This window comes from Kitasatospora sp. NPDC057692 (assembly GCF_042799475.1).
In the GTDB taxonomy this organism is placed as follows: domain Bacteria; phylum Actinomycetota; class Actinomycetes; order Streptomycetales; family Streptomycetaceae; genus Kitasatospora.
In genome coordinates this window covers 12422-31349 of the sequence record NZ_JBHVIV010000094.1, presented here as the reverse complement: position 1 = coordinate 31349, position 18928 = coordinate 12422, and the positions used below count along the sequence as shown (strand labels likewise).

General features: G+C 75.4%; 17 protein-coding genes, 2 tRNA genes and 1 riboswitch. Of the genes, 6 read left to right on the top strand and 13 right to left on the bottom strand.

Going from position 1 to position 18928, the window contains the following annotated elements:
• Nucleotides 1-1170: sensor histidine kinase (locus ACFVFS_RS34835; protein WP_380628887.1), on the bottom strand; the 1170-nt coding region annotated here is incomplete at its 3' end.
• Nucleotides 1171-1332: 162 nt separating this feature from the next.
• On the bottom strand, nt 1333-3651 hold the full coding sequence (locus ACFVFS_RS34830; RefSeq protein WP_380628886.1) for a SpoIIE family protein phosphatase: 2319 nt from the start codon (nt 3649-3651) through the stop codon (nt 1333-1335).
• Nucleotides 3652-3839: 188 nt separating this feature from the next.
• Here ACFVFS_RS34830 and ACFVFS_RS34825 point away from each other — a divergent pair.
• Nucleotides 3840-3913 (top strand) — tRNA-Ile (locus ACFVFS_RS34825).
• Between the two features lie 71 nt (nt 3914-3984).
• Here ACFVFS_RS34825 and ACFVFS_RS34820 read toward each other — a convergent pair.
• The 3 genes from ACFVFS_RS34820 to ACFVFS_RS34810 form a co-directional block, all read right to left on the bottom strand.
• The gene (locus ACFVFS_RS34820; RefSeq protein WP_380628885.1) at nt 3985-4554 is read right to left on the bottom strand and encodes a TetR/AcrR family transcriptional regulator; all 570 of its coding nucleotides are present in this window, start codon (nt 4552-4554) and stop codon (nt 3985-3987) included.
• Between the two features lie 44 nt (nt 4555-4598).
• Complete coding sequence (locus ACFVFS_RS34815; RefSeq protein ID WP_380628884.1) at nt 4599-5426, bottom strand: alpha/beta fold hydrolase; 828 nt, start codon at nt 5424-5426, stop codon at nt 4599-4601.
• Nucleotides 5427-5549: 123 nt separating this feature from the next.
• Nucleotides 5550-5840, bottom strand: coding sequence for a YiaA/YiaB family inner membrane protein (locus ACFVFS_RS34810; RefSeq protein WP_380628883.1), 291 nt, complete (start codon nt 5838-5840; stop codon nt 5550-5552).
• A gap of 246 nt (nt 5841-6086) precedes the next feature.
• A riboswitch (cyclic di-AMP (ydaO/yuaA leader) is annotated at nt 6087-6255 on the top strand.
• Between the two features lie 12 nt (nt 6256-6267).
• On the opposite strand from ACFVFS_RS34810, the gene ACFVFS_RS34805 reads away from it, so the two are divergent.
• Nucleotides 6268-7137: a M23 family metallopeptidase gene (locus tag ACFVFS_RS34805; protein WP_380628882.1), complete on the top strand. Its 870-nt coding sequence runs from the start codon at nt 6268-6270 to the stop codon at nt 7135-7137.
• Between the two features lie 55 nt (nt 7138-7192).
• On the opposite strand, the gene ACFVFS_RS34800 is transcribed toward ACFVFS_RS34805, so the two are convergent.
• Complete coding sequence (locus ACFVFS_RS34800) at nt 7193-8134, bottom strand: hypothetical protein (RefSeq protein WP_380628881.1); 942 nt, start codon at nt 8132-8134, stop codon at nt 7193-7195.
• 43 nt (nt 8135-8177) lie between these two features.
• Between ACFVFS_RS34800 and ACFVFS_RS34795 the strand changes: the two genes are divergently transcribed.
• The 4 genes from ACFVFS_RS34795 (at nt 8178) to ACFVFS_RS34780 (ending at nt 10958) form a co-directional block, all read left to right on the top strand.
• The gene (locus ACFVFS_RS34795) at nt 8178-8777 is read left to right on the top strand and encodes a GNAT family N-acetyltransferase (RefSeq protein WP_380628880.1); all 600 of its coding nucleotides are present in this window, start codon (nt 8178-8180) and stop codon (nt 8775-8777) included.
• Nucleotides 8778-8901: 124 nt separating this feature from the next.
• Nucleotides 8902-9630 carry a sensor domain-containing protein gene (locus tag ACFVFS_RS34790; protein ID WP_380628879.1) on the top strand — a complete coding sequence of 243 codons (729 nt, stop codon included), beginning with the start codon at nt 8902-8904 and terminating at the stop codon, nt 9628-9630.
• 109 nt (nt 9631-9739) lie between these two features.
• Nucleotides 9740-10471 (top strand): class I SAM-dependent methyltransferase, encoded by a 732-nt coding sequence (locus tag ACFVFS_RS34785; RefSeq protein WP_380628878.1) that lies wholly within the window; start codon nt 9740-9742, stop codon nt 10469-10471.
• Between the two features lie 37 nt (nt 10472-10508).
• Entirely contained in the window at nt 10509-10958 is a 450-nt protein-coding gene (locus ACFVFS_RS34780; protein WP_380628877.1) for a GNAT family N-acetyltransferase, read from the top strand.
• Here the strand turns inward: ACFVFS_RS34780 and ACFVFS_RS34775 are convergent.
• The 7 genes from ACFVFS_RS34775 to ACFVFS_RS34745 form a co-directional block, all read right to left on the bottom strand.
• Entirely contained in the window at nt 10955-12148 is a 1194-nt protein-coding gene (locus ACFVFS_RS34775) for a hypothetical protein (protein ID WP_380628876.1), read from the bottom strand. The two genes, ACFVFS_RS34780 and ACFVFS_RS34775, sit on opposite strands and share 4 nt — an antisense overlap.
• A gap of 448 nt (nt 12149-12596) precedes the next feature.
• Nucleotides 12597-13352, bottom strand: coding sequence for a hypothetical protein (locus ACFVFS_RS34770; protein ID WP_380628875.1), 756 nt, complete (start codon nt 13350-13352; stop codon nt 12597-12599).
• A 192-nt stretch (nt 13353-13544) separates the two neighbouring features.
• A tRNA-Met gene (locus ACFVFS_RS34765) sits at nt 13545-13618 on the bottom strand.
• 97 nt (nt 13619-13715) lie between these two features.
• Nucleotides 13716-15065: a PrsW family intramembrane metalloprotease gene (locus tag ACFVFS_RS34760; protein WP_380628874.1), complete on the bottom strand. Its 1350-nt coding sequence runs from the start codon at nt 15063-15065 to the stop codon at nt 13716-13718.
• Between the two features lie 126 nt (nt 15066-15191).
• Entirely contained in the window at nt 15192-16022 is an 831-nt protein-coding gene (trmB, locus tag ACFVFS_RS34755) for a tRNA (guanosine(46)-N7)-methyltransferase TrmB (RefSeq protein WP_380628873.1), read from the bottom strand.
• 81 nt (nt 16023-16103) lie between these two features.
• Nucleotides 16104-17339, bottom strand: a complete 1236-nt coding sequence (lhgO, locus tag ACFVFS_RS34750) for an L-2-hydroxyglutarate oxidase (RefSeq protein WP_380628872.1) — start codon at nt 17337-17339, stop codon at nt 16104-16106.
• A 142-nt stretch (nt 17340-17481) separates the two neighbouring features.
• The gene (locus tag ACFVFS_RS34745) at nt 17482-18909 is read right to left on the bottom strand and encodes an MFS transporter (RefSeq protein WP_380628871.1); all 1428 of its coding nucleotides are present in this window, start codon (nt 18907-18909) and stop codon (nt 17482-17484) included.
• Nucleotides 18910-18928: the final 19 nt, after the last annotated feature.

Genomic DNA, 18928 nt, shown 5'->3' with positions numbered 1-18928 from the left:
GCCCGCCGCAGGGCCGCCCGCCGGGCCCGCGGCGGGCGGGGCGGGCGGGGTGAACGGAGCGGAAGCGGCGGGCGGGGCGGCGGCCGGCGGGTAGCCGGAGGGCGAGGGGTAGACCGGCGGGTAGCCGGACGCCTGGGCCGGGTCGTACGGGCTCGCCGCGCCCTGGCCGGGCCGCGCCGCTCCGTACCCGGTGCCCCGGCCCGTCCCGGCCGGCGGCGGGCCGCCGCGGCGCGGGCCGCCGCCGAACACCGCGTCCTCCACGCCGAGGCCCGGCACGGTCGGCGGCAGCGGTTCGGTGAGCAGCGCGTTCGGCAGCAGGACCACGACCCGCACCCCGCCGTACGGCGAGGGCGCGGAGCTGAGGGTGACCCGGAACCCGTACTGCTCGGCGAGCCGGCCGACGGCCGCCAGGCCGAGCTGCGGCACCTCGCCGAGGCGGGAGATCTCCACCGTGGAGCCGCCGGCGAGGGCGGCGGAGGCCTTCTCCACCGCCTGCTCGGGCATGCCGACGCCGCCGTCGTCGATCTCGATCACGGCGCCGTTGTGCACGGGCATCAGGGTGACGAACACCTGGGTGCTGGGCGGGGAGTAGCGGGTGGCGTTGTCCAGCAGCTCGGCCACCGCGTGGATCAGCGCCTCGGCGGCCGCGCCGATCACCGCGGTCTCGATCCGGCTGCGGATCATCACCCGCTGGAAGGGCAGGATGCGCGACTGGGCGCCGCGCACGACGTCCTCCAGCGAGACCGGCTCGGGCCAGTGCCGCCCGGCCCGGGCACCGCAGAGCACGGCCAGCGTCTGGGCGAGCCGGGCCTGTTGGGCGGCGGCGTGGTCGGCCTTGAGCAGGCCCTCCAGCAGGGCCGGGTCGTCGTGGGTGCGCTCCATCTCGTCCAGCAGGGCCTGCTGGTCGTGCGCCATCACGAGGATCCGGCGGGCCACGCTGAGGAAGGCCCGCTGGGTCGAGGCGGTGAGCTCCTGTTCGTGCTGGACGGCGGCCAGTTCGGCGCTGCGGCGGGAGAGTTCGGCGGTGAGCCGGTCCCGGAGGGCGGCGATCTCGCGCTGCTGGTCATCGGCCCGGCGGCGCTGGGCGGCGGCGACCGCGCGGTAGCGGGCGGCGACCACGAGGGCGAGGACGGCGAGCACGCCTGTTGCCGTTGCGCACCACTGAGTCATCGTCACGCGGCGAATTCTAGGGTGATGATCCTACGAAGGTGTGACCGGATCTCGCCAAGTGACCGGATCTCGCCTATATCCTGTCAATACCGCGCCAATCCGTACTGCTTCGGACCCGATCGGACGGTCCGTGGACCTCCGATCGGTGCACCACCGGTCCCGCTAGTGCACAGTGGACAACCTGTGCAACAGGAGCAACGCGACATCGTCCGGACGCGAACGCCGTTCGGTGACGTTCAGGGTCAGCAGATCGGCCAATCGTTCCAACGCCGGACCGGGCTCCAGCCGCACCGAACCGGCGTTGCGCGCCCACAGCTCCAGCCCGCCGAGCATCCGCTGCACCGATTCGTCGTAGTCCTCCTCGCGGTCCTCCACCAGGCCGTCGGTGTAGACGAGCAGCGTCTCGCCGGGCGTCAGGTGCTCCACCACCAGCGGGTACGGCCGGTCCGGGGCCACCCCCAGGGGCGGGCCGCCGGGCAGTTCCAGCTCCACCGCCCGGGCGTCCTCGGAGACCCGGACCGGGGCCGGGTGCCCGGCGCGGGCGGCCCGCAGGGTGCCGTCGGCCGGGTCGAGGGTCAGGTAGAGGCAGGTGGCGAACAGCTCGGTGTCCAGCTCGGCGAGCAGCCGGCTGGTGCGGGCCAGCGTGGCGGCCGGGTCGTGCCCGTCGGTCGCGTAGGCGCGCAGGCCGCTGCGCAGCTGGCCCATCACGGCGGTGGCCTCGGCGTTGTGGCCCTGGACGTCCCCGATCACCAGACCGATCCGGCCGTCCGGCAGCTCCAGCAGGTCGTACCAGTCGCCGCCGATCTGCATGCCCTCGGTGCTCGGCAGGTAGCGGGCGGCGGTGGCGATCCCGGGCAGCCGGGGCAGGGTGCGCGGCAGCATCGCGCGCTGCAGCTCGGTGGCCCGGTGGTGGTGGGTGTCGTAGAGCCGGGCCCGTTCCAGGGACTGCGCGAGGATGCCCGCGAAGGCGGAGTAGAGGGTGCGGTCCTCCCGGCTGAAGACCCGCTCGGTGCCGAAGGTGATCAGACAGGAGCCGACCTGCCGGCCGGAGGCCACCAGCGGCAGCACCGCCCACGCGGCCGGGGCGAGCGGGCCGCCCGCGGTCCCCGCCTCCGGCGGCCGCTCGTGGTCCCGCGCCCGCCCGCGTCTGCGCCCGCGCCGGGCCGGCTCGCTGAACAGCGGGGTGGAACGGGCCAGCGCGCGCTGCATCACGCCCTCCGACAGGTCCGCCAGCCGGGTCAGCTCGGTGCGCCGGGGCCCGCCGTAGACGGTGTGCGCGACGGGCAGCAGCCGGCCCTCGTCGACCAGGTCCAGCACGATGCTGGCCGCCCCGAACGCGGGCCGGGCGACGTCGGTCACGGCGGTGGTGACGTCCCGGACGGTGACGGCCCGGGACAGCGCCCCGGTGAGCGCCAGCAGCAGCGCCGAGCGGGCCCCGGCGGCGGAGGTCCCGCCGGCGGCCGCCTCGGTGTCCCGGGCGGTCCGTACGAGGCGGCCGGCGTCCGGGTGCCCGCCGGGGGCGCGGCCGTGGTCGAGGTCGGCGATCAGCCCGGAGATCCGGACCGGTCGGCGGTGCACGTCCAGCATGACCTCGCCGGTCTCCTCGATCCGGATCACCCCGCCGCCCCGGCGGGGCACCCGGTAGCGGATCCGGTAGGGCCCGCCGGTGGCGAGCGCCTCGGCGAGCGCGGCCTGGACGTCCGGCAGGTCCTCGGGGTGGACGACGAGGTCGAGGTCGGGCGCGGGGGCCGGTCCGCCGTGCGGTGCGGGCCGGCCGACCAGCCGGAGCGCCTGGGCGTCCCAGTAGGTCTCGCCGGTGACCAGGTCGCGTTCGAAGGCGCCGTGCCCGGCGGCGCGGACGGCGAGCGAGAGCAGCGGGTGGGCCGTCCCGGCGGCCGGGTCGCCGCCCGGGCCGGGCCCGGGGCGCACCCCGTTCGGCGCGGCACCGCCGTTCCGCGGGGCGAGGGGCGCTCCGGCGTGCTCCAGCAGGTACGCCAGCCGGTGCGCGCAGGCGTCCGCGAGGGTCTCCAGCACGTCCAGGTCGCGGCGCGGGACGGTGCCCCGGTGGGCGAGCGCGAGGGCGAGGACGCCGATCGGCCGCTCGTCGACGATCATCGGCAGGGCGACCACGGCGACCATTCCGGTGCCCATCCCGGCGTTCCGGTTCGGGTAGTCGACGCTGGTGCGTTCGGGGCTCAGCAGATAGGGGCGGCGCAGCTTCAGCGCCATCGCGGCGGGCAGCTCGCCGGCCGGGTCGACCACGCTGTAGCGCTCGTGGGCCCAGTCGGGCAGGCCGTGCGAGGCGGTGAGCCGGAGCATGCCGCCGGGGTCCAGCAGGTAGAGGGCCGAGCCCTCGCCGGTGATCCAGCCCGGGCCCTCGGCGAGCACGGTGCCGAGCAGTTCGGCGGCGCTGGTGCAGCCGAGCAATAAGCGGACGCAGCGCATGGCACTGCGCGCGGTGGGGCTGCTGCGCGGGTCCACGGGACGGCCGGCCTCTCCGGTTCCTTATGGGGCGGTTAATTCTTAATACCTTATTTCTTAAGCGGGTGAGGCGTGGGGCGAACGACGACTCCCGGGGCACCCGCTCGCCCGGTGTGCGGGCACCCGCTCCGGGTCCGGTACCCTTCTCCGTACGACGTTCCGCCGCACCGGCGGGGCGTGCGCGGTACGGGGCTATAGCTCAGACGGTTAGAGCGCTTCCCTGATAAGGAAGAGGCCACAGGTTCAAGTCCTGTTAGCCCCACACCACCGCGAAGGGCCCGGAGCGTTCCCGCTCCGGGCCCTTCGTCGTTCCCCGGCCCCGGCCGGCGCCGCTCAGGGGCGGGGCCAGTCGCGCAGTCCGGCGGTCAGCACGGTGATCATGCGGTCCTGGGTCTCCCCGAGGTCCTCGGCGAGCTGGAAGGCGCCGCCGGTCGACAGCGCGGCGAAGCCGTGGGCCAGCGAGCGGAAGGTGCGGGCGGCGTGGATCGCCTCGGAGCCCTCCAGCCCGTACCCGCGCAGCACCGCGACGATCACCCCGACCAGTCGGCCGGCCGCCGCGGCCAGGTCCTCGTCGGGCTGCGGCGCCTGCGGCAGGGCGGCGTAGCGGTGCGGGTGCTCGGTGGCGTACGCGTGGTACGCCCGCAGGACGGCGGCGACCGCGGCGTCCCCGCTGCGGCCGAGCGCGGCCTCGGCGAGCCGGTCGGCCAGCTCCTCGGTCACCCGGACGGCCACCAGCCGGCGCAGTTCGGTCAGGCCGCCGCTGACGTGCTTGTACAGCGAGGGGGTGGCGACCCCGGCGCGGGCGGCCACGGCGGCCAGGGTGAGGGCCTCCGGGCCCTGCTCGTCGATGAGGGCGAGGGCGTGGCCGACGACCTGCTCGGGGGTCAGTCCGACTCGGGGCACTGCGGGTCTCCTAGCTGAAGGGGGGGCGGGGCCGGCGGGGACGGTCAGGCCAGGTCGGCCAGGAAGGACAGCAGGGCATCGGCGGTGGCCCGCGGGTGGTCGGCCATCGGGTAGTGCCCGGCGCCCTCGATCATCACCTTGCGCGCGTTCAGCGCGGCGGCCTGCCGGTCGGCGACCAGCTCCGGCTTCCCGAAGTCGGGGTCCTTCGAGCCCATCACGACCAGCGCCGGGCAGCGCACGGCGGCGGTCCAGCCGGCGGGCGAGGAGTCGCCGCGCACGTAGCCGCGGGTGGCGGTCTTCCGGCCGGGGGCGCGCATCGCGGCGACCAGCCCGGCCACGTACTCCTCGTGGTCGGCCGGCTTGGGCCCCGGGTAGGCCGCCTTGCGGTGGTAGAGGCCCCAGAACGCGGGCGAGTGCACCAGCAGCGCGCCCATCGCGCCGACCACCAGGCGCTGCAGCGCGCCGGGAGGCACGTTCTCGACGAAGGCGTCCAGCAGGACGACGCCGGCCACCCGCTCGGGGGCGTCCCCGGCGGCCTTGACGACGCTGGCGCCGGTGTACGAGTTGCCCGCCAGCACGGCCCGGTCGATGCCCAGGTGGTCCAGCAGGGCGAGGACGTCGCCGGCGATCGCGGCGGGGGAGTAGTCGTCCCAGAGGATCGAGGACTCCCCGAAGCCGCGCAGGTCCATGGTGATCACCCGGCGGCCGGCCGCGGCCAGCAGCGGGCGCAGGTGCCGGTAGGCGGCCCGGCTGTCGAGCATCCCGGGGAGCAGTACGACGGGGGCGCCCTCGCCGTGGCCGGTGTCGTCGAAGGCGATCCGGCCGCCGGGCAGGTCGAGGTGGCGGGTGGCGGGAGCGGTGGTGCCGTTCATGGGGAGCCTCCTGGGCCGGCGGGATCGTCGGCGAGTGCCGATAGCCATAAAGCTAAGGCTAATAGCCTTAGCCGTCAAGCCGTCGGTGTCGCCCCCGCCGGGGCTGCTCCCGTCCGGGTCCGGTCAGACCCCCTCCACCTTGAACGGGTCGTGCTCGGTCAGCAGCTTGTCGAGCCGCGCCTGGTCGACCCGGGTCACCAGCTCGGAGGTCTCCTGCCGGTCCCGGACCACCTTGGCGAGGGTGAAGGTCGAGGTGATCGTGTAGAGCAGGCCGAGGGCGAGGAACGCCCGGGTCCACGGCTCCACCGGGAGGAAGGCGATCCCGGCGCCGACGGCGGTGCCGGAGAGGGCGAAGGACAGCACGGCCTGGAGGTGGTACGCGGCCGTGGTGCGGGACTGCATCGGTGCGCTCATGGGCGCCAGGATGGCCGCGCCCGGCCCGGTCGCACATGAGTAGGCGTACTCAAGTGAGGGCCCGTTCGTTGACGTCCCGACACGTTCGGTAGTGTCAGATGTCATCAAACGCCCCAAAACGCCCATCGGGCCGCGTGGTGCCCGATCCGTATCCCGTCGTCACCAACGGATGGCTTGGAATCGGGGGGCTCTCGGATTAACGTTTGATAACGCAGCGCGGTCCGCAACGCCGTACCCAGACGGCACCGTGCGCCGTCGCCTAATCCCGCCGGCCGGCCTCCGGGCAGGCCAGGGAGCCGGGGAACCACGTTCCTTGGGGTGAATCGGCCAGGCCCTGGCCAGTCCAGGCCCAGCCGTAGGAGACCTTCCTGCTCCGAACCCGTCAGCTAACCCGGTAGGCGCGAAGGAAGGAAAGGAGCGCGCCTCCGTGGCGTCGACGCACACTCCGGCACACCCGTCCGGTTCCTCGGCCGGCACCCAGCTGCTCGATCACCCGGGCCCCTTCGCCGGGCACGGCCCGTTCGGCGGCCCCGCCGACGAGACCGCCCCGCCGGCGGCGGAGACCAGCCGGCACCGGATGCCCCGTCAGGGCCGCGGCACCGCTCCGCTGCTCGGCGTCACCGCCGTCGCCGCCACCCTGGGCGCCACCGGCTTCGCCTCCGCCACCCCGGCCGCCGCGCCGGCCGTCGAGGCACCCGACGAGCTGCCGGTCGCGCTCTCCGCCGACCCCGGCCTCGCCCTCGCCGCCCGCATCCAGCAGCAGGCGGACAGCCAGCGCACCGCGGCCGAGGAGACCGCCCGCGTCCAGGCCGCCCAGGAGGCCGAGGCCAAGCGGGCCGCCCAGATCGCCCAGCAGGAGCAGGCCAAGCGCGCCGCCGAGGAGGCCGAGAAGGCCAAGCTCGCCGAGATCAAGCTGCCGGTGAAGGACTACCGGCTCTCCGCCCACTACGGCCAGAGCGCCCGCTACTGGGCCCACCTGCACACCGGCCTCGACTTCGCCGCGGACCAGGGCGAGCCCGTCTACGCGGTCGGCCAGGGCACCATCACCTCGGCCGGCTGGGCCGGCGCCTACGGCTACCGGATCGTCGAGACCCTGCCCGACGGCACCGAGATCTGGTACTGCCACCTCTCCTCGATCATCAAGGGCTCCGGCAAGGTCGTCCCCGGCCAGCAGATCGGCAAGGTCGGCGCCACCGGCAACGTCACCGGCGCCCACCTGCACGTCGAGGTCCGCCCCGGCGGCGGCGCCCCCGTCGACCCGGAGAGCTGGTTCGAGCAGCGCGGCGTCACCCCCTGACGCTCCCCGCGGACCACGAGGGCCCCGGCCGCACGGCCGGGGCCCTCGCGCGTCGCTACGCCTCGTCCCCGGGCGTGTCCGGGTACTCGTCCGTGTGCTCGTCCCCGTACTCCTCCGCGTCCGCGTCCGGCTCCAGCGACGCCAGGTAGGCGTCGATCTCCGCCTGCCCCGGCTCCGGCGCCAGCTCCGGGAACCCGTCCACCAGCAGCCGCGGCAGCCCCGGCACCGTCCACGCCCCGGCCAGCTCCAGCGCCACCTCGACCGCGGCCTCCTCGAACGCCCCGAAGTCCCCGGCCAGCTCGTCCGGCATCGGCCGGCCCAGCGCCGTCAGCTCCGCCAGGTTCCGGTAGCTGCGCCGCATCAGCCCCTGCTCCAGCAGCCGCCGCGCGCCGTCGGTGGCCATCCCGACGGCCAGCGGCCGGGCCCCGCCGTCCCAGCCCCCGTCGTCCACCGGGTCCAGCACGCCGTCCGCCTCCAGCGCCGCGAACGCCGCCGAGCGCTCCTCCTGCGGCAGCTCCCGGAACCCCTCCAGCCAGGCCCGCACCGCCGCCTCGTCGCCGGTGTCCACCCCGGCCGCGCGCAGCAGCAGGGTGTACAGCCGGGGCCAGGTCACCAGGTCCGCCCGGCGCAGCAGCCCGGCCGCCAGCTCGCCCTGCCACTCGGCCTCGGCGTGCAGCCGCTCCTGCCGCTTGGCGTTCAGCCGCTTCGCGGCCCGCTGGTGGTCGACCAGCAGCCGCACCGCCGCGCCGTACGCCAGCGGATCCTGTCCCGGCTCCGGCTGGACGTACAGGTGGAGGCGCTCGTACAGCAGGTGCTCCACCGCGGCGGAGGTCAGTTCGGGCCAGCCGTCGTGCATCCTGCCGCCGCCCAGCTCCAGCAGCGCCAGCACCGCCCGCAGCGGGGCCTCGGCGACCGGCTCGCGGCCGTCCGCCTCCGCCCAGGCGAGCAGTTCGGCGGCCTTGGTGCGCGGGGCGAGCCGCAGGTCTTCGTCTTCCATAACCAGGAACCGTAACCGCTGGTCGGCGGTAGGGTCGGGAGCCATGGTTCCCGTCCGACTCACCGGGGCCCGGCTGGCCGTCCGCGAGTTCCACCACACCCCCGAGGACGTGGACGCGCTGCACGCGGTGTTCGGCGACCCGGAGGCCACCCGCTACCTGCCGTTCGCGCCGCGCGACCTGGACACCTGTGCCGACCAGGTCGCCCAGTTCGTCGAGGAGGCGGAGAGGGAGCCCCGCGAGGTCTACCGGCTGGCCGTCACCCGGCTCGCCGACGCCGACGACCCGGCCCGCGCCGTCCCGATCGGCAATGCCGCGCTCGGCCTCGTCCCGCACCGTGCCGCCCAGCTCGGCTACGCCCTGCGCCGCGAGGTCTGGGGGCTCGGCTACGCGGGCGAGGTGGTCGGACTGCTGCGCGACCTCGCCTTCGGACCGCTCGGCCTGCACCGGCTGGAGGCCCGCGTGGACGTCGACAACAGCGCCTCGATCCGGGTGCTGACCAGGGCGGGCTTCCGGCTGGAGGGCCGGGTCCGGCACGACTACCGGCGCCACGACGGCTGGCGCGACGCCTACCAGTACGCGCTCCTCGCCGACGACGCCCCCGCCGGGAACCCGGCGGCCGGGAACGTCGTTCAGGGGGGATAACCCCACCCCCGGTTGGCCGGGGAGCCGGATGTCCCGCCCGGGCGCGCTTTGACAGGCTTGAGGAGTCAGCAGGAGAGACCCCCAGAGCCCGAACCGCGACCGACCCGAGGGACCGAGACCGGCCATGAGCACCCACAGCATGCAGCGCAGCGAGTACGACGCGTACGACGGCCGCGAGAGCCACGCCGTCACCCGCCGCACCGAGGAGCCGCCGTACGCCTGGCGGGCCCCGTTCACCTCCTACTTCTACCGCGAGGTCGGCTACACGCTGACCGGCCTGCCGGTGGCGATCTTCGGCTTCACCGTCGCCGTCGTGCTGTTCTCCCTGGGCATCGGCACCTTCGTCACCGTGCTCGGCCTGCCGGTGCTGGCCGCGCTGACCGCCTCGGCCCGGGGCTTCGGCGGGCTGGAGCGCGCCAGGGCGCGCAGCCTGCTCGCCCTGGACGTGGCCGCTCCGGAGCCGGTCCGCGCCGCCCGGCCGGGCGTCTGGGGCGCGATCACCGCCCGCCTCGTGGACGCGGCCGGATGGAAGGCCGTGCTGTACCAGGTGGTGATGTTCCCCTGGGCGATCCTCAGCATGACGCTGTCGCTGGTCTTCCTCTGCGTCGGTTGGACGCTCGCCTTCTACCCGCTGTACCACTGGGTCTTCCCGCGCTACGTGGACTGGCCCGGCTACCGGTTCTTCGACTACACCAACGACGAGGGCGTCCGGCACGTCTACTACGTCGAGTCGCCGCTGCAGATCGCCGGGGTCTGCCTGCTCGGGCTGCTGTTCGTCTTCGTGACCCCGCAGCTCGTGCGCGGCCTGACCAACGTCAACCGCTTCGCCGCCCGCGGCCTGCTCGGCCGCTGACCCCGACCCCGGCACCGCGCCCCGGCTCCGGTCCCGACCACGCGCCCCGGCGGCCCCGCCCGGATTCCTCCGGGTGCGGGCCGCCGGGGCGCGTGGTCGGATGGCCGCGATGGCCGACCGAACCGCCCGCGCCCCGGCTCCACCCGTCGCCCCCCTGGTCACCTCCCGCTCGCTGGACGAGTACTGCGAGCTGTTCGGCCTCACCCGCGCCGGGATCGCCGCCCTGCCGGGGCCGCTGCTCGACTGCCCCGGCGGCGCCGCCGCGCTGGTCGCCGAGGCCCGTCCGCTCGGCTGCCGGGTCGTCGCCGCCGATCCGGTGTACGCCTTCCCGACCGGGGAGATCACCGCCCGGGCGCTGGCCGCCCGGGCCGCGATGGCCGCGGCGATGGCGGCCCGGCCCGATCTCTACCCGGCCCGCCGGCAGCGCCGGCCCGAGCGCTACCTGCGCGGCTGGGACCGGGCCCGCCGGCTCTTCGCCGCCGACCGCGCCGCCCACCCCGGCCAGTACGTCGCCGCCGCGCTGCCCCGGCTGCCGTTCGCGGACGGCACCTTCGCCCTCACCCTGAGCGGCTACCTGGTCTTCGCCTACCCCGAGCTGTTCGGGCCGGAGCGGCGGCTGGCCGCCCTGGCCGAGCTGGTCCGGGTCACCGCCCCCGGCGGCGAGGTCCGGATCCACCCGCTGAACGACGGCGAGGGCCACCGCAGCACCGGTCTGGACGTCGTCCGGTTCGCGCTCGGCGAGTGCCGGATCGCCAGCGAGATCCGCGTCCTGCCGCCCACCGACCGGGGCGACCGGGCCCGCCGGGTGCTCGTCCTCCGCCGGGTCGGCCGCCATCGGTAATAGGTGAACCTCGTATATGCCCCTATACTCATCGGTCATGACCGAGATGTCGATCAAGCCGGCCGCGGCCTCGGACGCCGAGCGGCTCACCGCGCTGATCCAGGACTGCTCCGCCTACCGCGGCGCGTACGCACCGATGATCGCCGGCTACCGGGTGACGCCCGAGTACCTGGCCCGGCACGAGGTCCACCTCGCCGTCCGCGCCGCCGACGACCACCTGCTGGGCTTCTACGCGCTGGTCACCGACCCGGCCGACCTCGACCTCATGTTCGTCGCCGACGAGGCGCAGGGCCTCGGCGTCGGCCGCCGGCTGATCACCCACCTGCTCGACCGCGCCCGCGCCGTCGGCGTCACCGGCGGCATCCGGGTGGTCTCCCACCCGCCCGCCGAGGCCTTCTACCGGCGGATGGGCGCCGAACGGGTCGGCACCTTCCCGGCCCGGCCGCCGATCGGCTGGGACCGGCCCGAACTCCGGTTCGTCCTCTAGGCGCCGTCCCGGCTGCCCGGGCCCGCCGTCGGCCTCGGGGCCGGGGCCGGGGCCGGGGACGGAGCCGGAGCCTGGGACGGGCCGGTTCCGCCCTGTTGCTGCTGCGGCAGGAACGCCGGCGCGTCCAGGCCCGACAGGATCTTCTCCGCCAGCCAGCTGCGGTCCGAGCCGTACGGGATCCCGTCCGGTGCCATCAGCCGTCCCGCCACCGCGTCCCGCAGCCGCCGCGCCTCCTCGGCCGGCAGCCGGGACATCAGTCCGCGGGCCGCCAGCAGCGCGTGGTACTGCTCGAAACCGGAGCGCGGGTGCTCGATCGCCTCCAGCACGCTCGGCAGGTCGGCCAGCGCCGGATCGCCCTGCATCAGGGCGAGCGCCTGGATCCGCCGGCCCTCCGAGCCGTCCGCGAACAGCTCCCGCACCTGGGCGGAGGTCAGCGCCGACCGCCGGGCCGTCGACCGCACCTCGGCCACCACCCGTTCCGCGCCGGCCGCCCGGTCCACCGCCAGCAGCGAGCCGGGCAGACCGTCCGGCTTCCCGTCGCTCGCGCCGACCAGGCCCAGGTGCTGCATCGCCCGCATCCGCAGGTCGTCGGCGCCGACCTTGTCGCCCTTGCGGTCCCGGTCCTGCCCGGCGAGGAAGAGGTCCAGCGCCCGGTCGGCGTCGGAGAGCACCCGCGGCAGCGCCAGCCGGGTCAGCAGCCAGCCCGCCAGGAAGCCGAGCAGTACGAAGTAGAGGACCAACGAGGCCGCGAACGGCGCGGTGCCCGCGCCCCCGCCCAGCGCCGGGGCGAGTGTGGTGCCGAGCTGGTCGAGCCGCTCGCCGAGCGAGCCGAGCTGGGTCAGACCGACGCCCAGCAGCACCTTGGTGAGCCAGTCCGAGACCTGCTCCAGATTGGTGTTCGGCGCGTACGAGCCGTGCGGTTCACCGCCCCCGGCGTCCGGCGCGCCGCCCGTGCCGCCCGCGCCGCCGCGCACCCGGGGGACCCCGAACAGGAACCCCAGCGCACCGCCGACCAGCGTCGCCGCGCAGGCAACCACCAGTCCGCCGCCCAGCGCCTGCCAGGGGTGCGGCCGGCCCAGGGAGAACAGCAGCAGGCCCAGCAGTCCCGAGCCCGGCAGCATCCCCGCCGCCGCCCGCTGTGCCGTCCGTACGGCCGCCGCGCCGCCGGTCCGCCGATCGCCCGTCGCCATCGCCCACCACCCCCAGTGCCCGCACCCCATCCCTGCGGAGCGCGCGCCGACTCTAGCGGGGATGCCCCCGACGCCGAGGGCGTGATGCCCGGCGGGGGCCGCGAGCACACCCGGACGGACCCCTCCGGGAATCCCGGAGCGCCGGAAGCTCCGGGAACGCAGACGGCCCGCGGGCTGCTCCTCGATCGCCGGGCCCACTACCAGGGGCCGGGCGCCGAGGCACCGGGGATGTACCGGTGAGCCCGCGGGCCGGGTGACTGCTGGAATTTCGCCTGCCGGGGACCTGGGGTCCCACCCTGCGCAGGCAGGGGCGGCTCTAGCGAGCAGCCACCTCACGCATCCTGATGGAACTCAATTCAGGATCACCTCCCTTCAGTGTGCCGCCACCTTAGGCAGGCCGTCGGGAGGAGGGCAACGCATTTAATCCGGGGCCCTTCCGGCCGCCGGATCAGGCGGGCTTGGCGGCGTCCTTGAACTTCGCGTAGTCGATGACCTGGTCGGCCGGCGGGGCCTGGACGGTCAGCGGCTTGTTGATGTCGGTGAAGTCCATCTTCCCGCCCTCCTTGCCGGTCTTCTCGACCCGCAGCGCGTACGGGGTGCCCTCGGTGGCGACGTGCACGACGATCTCGTCACCGCCGCTGTTCTTCGACTTGATGCTGAAGGTCTTGGCCCCGTTGACGGTGCCGGCCTCGCCCTTGGTGAGGTTGGTGGCCTTGCTGTCGTCGAGGAAGCTCTTGGTGAGGTCCTTGAGGCTGCAGGCGGTGGTGAGCTCCTTCATCTCGGGGTCGTCCTGCACGCCCGCGATGTAGCGGCCCTTGAGGAGCTCGGCGGCCTTGGCGCCGTCCGCGCCGCCGCCGGCGACGTTGGCCACGAACTCGGCGTCGGGCTTCAGGTAGACCTGCTTGCCGTCGCCCAGCAGCTCGAACTTGCCCATCCCGGGCATGGTGATGCTGCCCTGGCAGCGGCCCTGGGTGTCGACCGCGAGGTCGACGGTCATCTTCGCGGCGCCGTTGTCGATCGAGCCGGCGACCTTGACCGAGGTGGCGCCGGCCAGGGCGTCCTTGGCCTTCTTCTGGATCTCCTCGGCGCTGAGCTTGGCGGTGTCCAGCTTCGCGGCGGAGACCTTGTCGTCACCGCAGGCGGTCGCCCCGGCCGCGAGCAGCAGACAGATCGCGGCGGTGCCGGCAAGGCGCTTCGACAGCATGAGCGGTTCCTAACCCGGAGCGACGGTGCGCATCCGAACGGGTGACTTTGCCACTCAGTATGATCGAAAGACCATTCGATTGATCTTGACGCGCCGCGCCGTTACAGCTTCGTGGCGGGACCGTGCCGCCCCGACGTCGCCGGGCATGACGAAGGCCCGGAGGAAGAATCCTCCGGGCCTTCGGCTACTGAGTAGCGGGGACAGGATTTGAACCTGCGACCTCTGGGTTATGAGCCCAGCGAGCTACCGAGCTGCTCCACCCCGCGTCGGTGAACACAACCATACGGGGAAGTCGCCCGAATGGGAAATCGGTTCCACATCCGTCCCCCAGGCACCCGGGCGGCACCCGTCGGCGCCCCCGGCTCAGCGCCCTCGCGACGGCCCCCGCACGCGGTGCCGTCCGGCCCGGATCCGGGCCCAGGCGGCGAAACCGACCAGCGCGGCGAAGCACGGCACCATCAGCACCGCGTAGACCAGCAGGAAGCCGTGCGTGCCGAGGTCGGCCGCGGCGTTCCAGGTGCCGTGCAGGGCCATCGCCAGGACGAGCCCGGCCGGCGCCGCCAGCCGGGCCAGCCAGCGGCGCCCGGTGGTGAGGGCCAGCGCCAGGCCCAGTCCGGTCAGGGCGGTGAACAGCGGGTGGGCGAACGGCGAGAGCAGGCCGCGCAGCACGAAGGTCTGCACGGTGCTGTCGAAGTCCCGCAGGCTCGGCGGCTCGCCGAGGCCGATGCTGTCCAGCCGCTGCTGCTGGTCGTCGGTGAACGCCCGCCCGAGGTAGAGCGCGTTCTCGGTGAAGGCGAAGCCGCAGGCGGTGATCCCGCCGAGCACCACCCCGGCGGCCAGGGCGCGCGGCCGGGAGCGGGCGCGCCGGTGGTCGGCGTGCGCCGCGCGTGCGCCGGTGCCCGGGAGCGGTCCGGGGCGCGGGTGGGGCAGCGGGCGCAGGTAGGGGCGCAGCCGCAGTCGGCCGCGCGCGTGCGGCAGGGCGAGCCGGCGCTCGTACCCGCGGGGCCGCCGGGGGCCGGGGGAGCGCCACGGTGCGCCCGGGCCGGGACGGCCGTCGCGCCGGGCGGCGCAGCGCAGCCGCCGGCCGAGCGGCAGCAGCAGGACGAGCAGGGCGGCGCCCTTCGCGCTCTCCTCGATCACCGGGGTGACCAGGTCGGCGCCCAGCGCCTCGCCGAGGCTGCCCCGGTGGGCGGTCAGGAGGCTGTTGGCCCAGCCGTTGGCGAGGATCGCCACGGTGGTGGCGGCGCAGGTGCCCCAGCCGAGGCAGAAGACGGTGTACCGCAGCGGCACCCGGGCGGTCTGGTTGAGCCAGGCGAGTCCGCCGAGCACGAAGGGCAGCGGGACCATCGCCAGCCCGAGGCCGACCAGCAGCCCGGCGGTGCCGGTCTGGCGGCGGACCAGGTGGAGGATCAGCACGCCGCAGCCGGCCAGGGCCAGGACGACCGCCGCGGTCACGGAGGGGAGCGCCACCGAGCGGAGCGGGCGGGCGGCGCGGGCGCCGGCGGGAGGCGCGGCCGGGACGGCGTCCGCCTGGCCGGGTCCGGACCCGGCCGGGCGGACGGGCGCGAGGGTGAGGAGGGCGGGCACGAGCCGGTGCGCCCGGCGCCTCCGGGGCCCCGGGATGGTCCGGGTGCCGGCGGTGGGCGTGGGCATCTCTCGGTCGTCGGCGGCCCGCACGGTGATGTGGTACCCACCGCCGGACGGGGTGCTCACCCGGCACAGGGTAGGCCACCGCGCCCGGCGGCCGGGGGGAGTCGGGGCGGACGCCCCGCCGGGGCCCCGCAGGGCGGTGGCCGCAGGGGCCCGCGGGGCCCGCCGGGTCGAACACCCGGCGGGGGCTCAGCGGCGGCGGAACAGCAGGTCGTGCACCACGTGGCCCTTGGCGAGGCCGGCCCGTTCGAACTTGGTGAGCGGGCGCCAGTCGGGCCGCGGCGCGTAGCCGGGGACGGAGCCGTCCGGGTGGTCCGCCGGCTCCAGCCAGCCGGTGCCGTCGCCCTCGGGGTGCAGGTTCTCCAGCTCCGGCGAGGCCGACAGCACGGCGAGCATCTGCTCGGCGTACGGCTCCCAGTCGGTGGCGCAGTGCACCAGCGCGCCGGGCGCCAGTCGGGGGAGGACCAGTTCCAGGAACGAGGGCTGGACCAGCCGGCGCTTGTGGTGCTTGGGCTTGGGCCACGGGTCGGCGAAGTAGACCCGCAGGCCGGCCAGCGAGGCGTCGGGCAGCATGTCGCGCAGCAGGATCACGGCGTCGCCGGCGGCCGGGCGGACGTTGGTGCTGCCGTCGCGCTCCAGCAGGCCCAGCAGGTTGCCGTGGCCGGGGGTGTGGACGTCGGCGGCCAGGATGCCCGTGGCCGGGTCGGCGGCGGCCATCGCGGCGGTGGTCTCGCCCATGCCGAAGCCGATCTCCAGGGTGACCGGCAGGCCGTCGAACAGCGCGGGCAGGTCGAGCGGGGTGCCGTCGATCGCGATGCCGTACTGCTCCCAGCCCCGGTCCAGGGCGCCCGCCTGGGCGTTGGTCATCCGGCCCCGGCGCGGCTGGAAGCTGCGGATGCGCCGCTCGCTGTGCTGGGCCTCGGTGGCCTTGTGCGGGTACATCGGCGCGGGGTACGCGGCGGGCGCCGCGGAGAGCCGGGCGGAGGGCGAGGGCTGGGGGATCGGGGCGGTGGCAGTCACAATCCCCCGAGTCTACGGGGCCCTCGGGCGCGGGCCGCAGGGCCTGTGACGGTCCCCACGTCCCCGGCCCGGGCCGCTTCCTCAGCCGCCCGCCGCCAGCGCGGCGAGCGTCCGGCGGGCCACCTCCCGGCCGATCGGCAGCGAGGCCGTCGCCGCCGGGGAAGGCGCGTTGAGCACGTGCACCAGGCGGCGGGTGGATCGCGGGTCGTCCGGGTCGAACCCGGCGAAGGCGAAGTCGTCCAGCAGCGAGCCGTCCCGGGCCACCGCCTGGGCGCGCACGCCCGCCCCGGCCCGGACCAGGTCGGCCGCCGTGACCGCGGGCAGCAGCCGCTGGACGGCCGCGGTGAACGCCCGCTTGGACAGCGAGCGGTGCAGTTCGCCCGCCTCGTACCGCCAGTGCCGGCGGGCTATCCGCCAGGTGCCGGGGAAGGCGACCGTGCCGGCCAGGTCGCGCGGCCGCACGGTGCGCCAGTCGTAGCCCTCGCGGGCCAGCGCCGGCACCGCGTTCGGGCCGACGTGCACGTCCCCGTGCACGCCCCGGGTCAGGTGGACGCCCAGGAAGGGGAACGCCGGGTCGGGCACCGGGTAGACCAGGCCCCGGACCAACTCCCGCCGCTCCTTGACGAGTTCGTAGTACTCGCCGCGGAACGGCACGATCCGCACCCCGGGGTCGTCGCCGGCCAGCCGGGCGATCCGGTCGCTGTGCAGGCCCGCGCAGTTCACCAGCACCCGGCAGCGCAGCTCGCCCGCCGAGGTCTGCACGGTGACGCCGTCGGACCGCCGGGCCACCGCCCGTAGTTCGGCCCCGGTGCGGACCTCCGCCCCGGCCTCGCGGGCCAGCCGCGCGTAGGCGGCGGCCACGGCGGGGAAGTCGCAGATGCCGGTGGTCCCGATGTGCAGCCCGGCGATGCCGGTGACCTGCGGTTCGTACCCGGCGATGCCCGCGCGGTCCAGTTCGGTGACCGGGATGCCGTTGGCCCGGCCTCGCTCGGCGAGGGCGTGCAGCCGGTCCAGTTCGGCGGGCCCGGTGGCGACGATGAGCTTCCCGGTGACCTCGTGGGGGATGGCGTGGGCGCGGCAGAACTCCACCATCTCGGCGGCCCCGGCCACCGCGTAGCGGGCCTTGAGCGAGCCCGGCCGGTAGTAGACCCCGCTGTGGATGACCCCGCTGTTGCGGCCGGTCTGGTGGGCGGCCAGGCCGGGCTCCTTCTCCAGCACGGTGAGCCGCAGCCCGGGCCGGGCCACGGTCAGCGCGTACGCCGTGGCCAGCCCGACGATCCCGCCCCCCACCACCAGCACGTCGACGTCGTACCGCACGGCTCGCTCCTCGCCTCGCCTCGTCCGACCGTCCCCCGTCCGCCCGCGATGCTGCCACGCCGGCGGGGGCCGGTCGAGGGGGCCGGGCGAGGAGGCCGTCGCGGGGAGTGCCGCGGGGAGCGACGCGGGCCCGGGCTTACGGTCAGGCCGGGGCGACGATCACCGCGCGGGCCCGTTCGGTCAGCTCGCGGACGCGGCGCTCGCCCTGGAACGGCTCCAGTCGGCGGAGCATCTCCACCACGTACTCGCGGCTGCGCTGGGAGGAGATCCGCCCGGCCACGTCGACGGCGCGCTCGCCGGCCGCCACCGCCGCGTCCAGGTTTCCCGCCTCGGCCTCGGCCATCGCGGAGACCACCAGCCGCAGGCCGTGCGAACGGACGAACCCCTCGGTGGGCCGGGCCAGCGCCTCACGGGTGAACTGGCGGACCTTGGAGGGCACGCCGAGGTCGCGGAAGCACTCGGCGGCGTCGGCCGCGAGCCGGTCGTAGGCGTAGAAGTCGATCCACGCCGGATCGGGATCCCCGGCGCGCGCCCGCTCCAGCGCGCTCTCCGCAGCGCCGAGCGCGGTCGCGCACGCCGCCGCGTTCCGGGCCTTGGCCTGGGCGCGGGCCTCGACCAGGTGGAAGAAGCTCATCGTCCGGGCGGTGGCCAGGCCCCGGTTGCGCTCAAGGGCGGCCTGGGCGAGGTCCACGGCCTCCTCGGCGAAGCCCCGGTAGCCGGCCTGCAGGCTCATCGAGGCCAGCACGTAACCGCCGAGCGGCACGTCCGCGGCGGCCCGGGCGAGCCGCAGGGCCTGGATGTAGTAGCGCTGGGCGGCCTCGTGCTGGCCGGTGTCGAAGGCCATCCACCCGGCCAGCCGGGTGAGTTCGGCCGTCGCGCCGAACAGCGCCCGGCCCACCGTGTCGCTGTAGGAGGCGAGCAGCAGCGGCGCCGCCTCGACCCGCAGGCACTCCGGCACCATCGAGGAACGCCAGTCCCCGCCCCCGTACTTGGAGTCCCAGCGGCGGGCCTCCTGGGCGGCCTCGCGGAGCTTGGCGGCGTCCGAGTGGCCGACCCGGTACGAGCCGGCCTCGGCGGGGGAGCGCGGCACCTCGCGGGCCACCGAGCCGTCGGCGGGGGTGATCAGCCAGCGGGAGACCGGGGTCGCGTACGCGGCGACCGAGAAGGTTCCGGCCAGGCTGTCGCTCCAGCGCCCGCCGCCGGGGCCGCGCCGCAGGTCGAGGTCGACCCGCCAGAGGTCGGTGGCGGAGCGGACGGCGTCGGGGACCTCGCGCGGGAAGGCGAGGCCGAGTTCGGGCGCCGGGTCGGTGTCGCCGAGGCCGATCTCCTCCAGCGGCACCGGACGGCCGAGCTTGCCGCCGATCGCGGTGGCGATCAGGTGCGGGACGGGGCCCTGCGGCACCATGCCCTTGCTCACCCAGCGGGCCACCGAGGTCTTGTCGTAGCGGAGCGTCAACCCGCGCTGCGCGCCGAGGTCGTTGACGCGCCGGGCCAGCCCCGCGTTGCTGATCTGGGCGAGGGTCAGGAGCGTGCCGAGCCGTTCGTTCGGTCCTCGTGGGCTGACGGTCATGGTGGCGGCGGCACCTCCT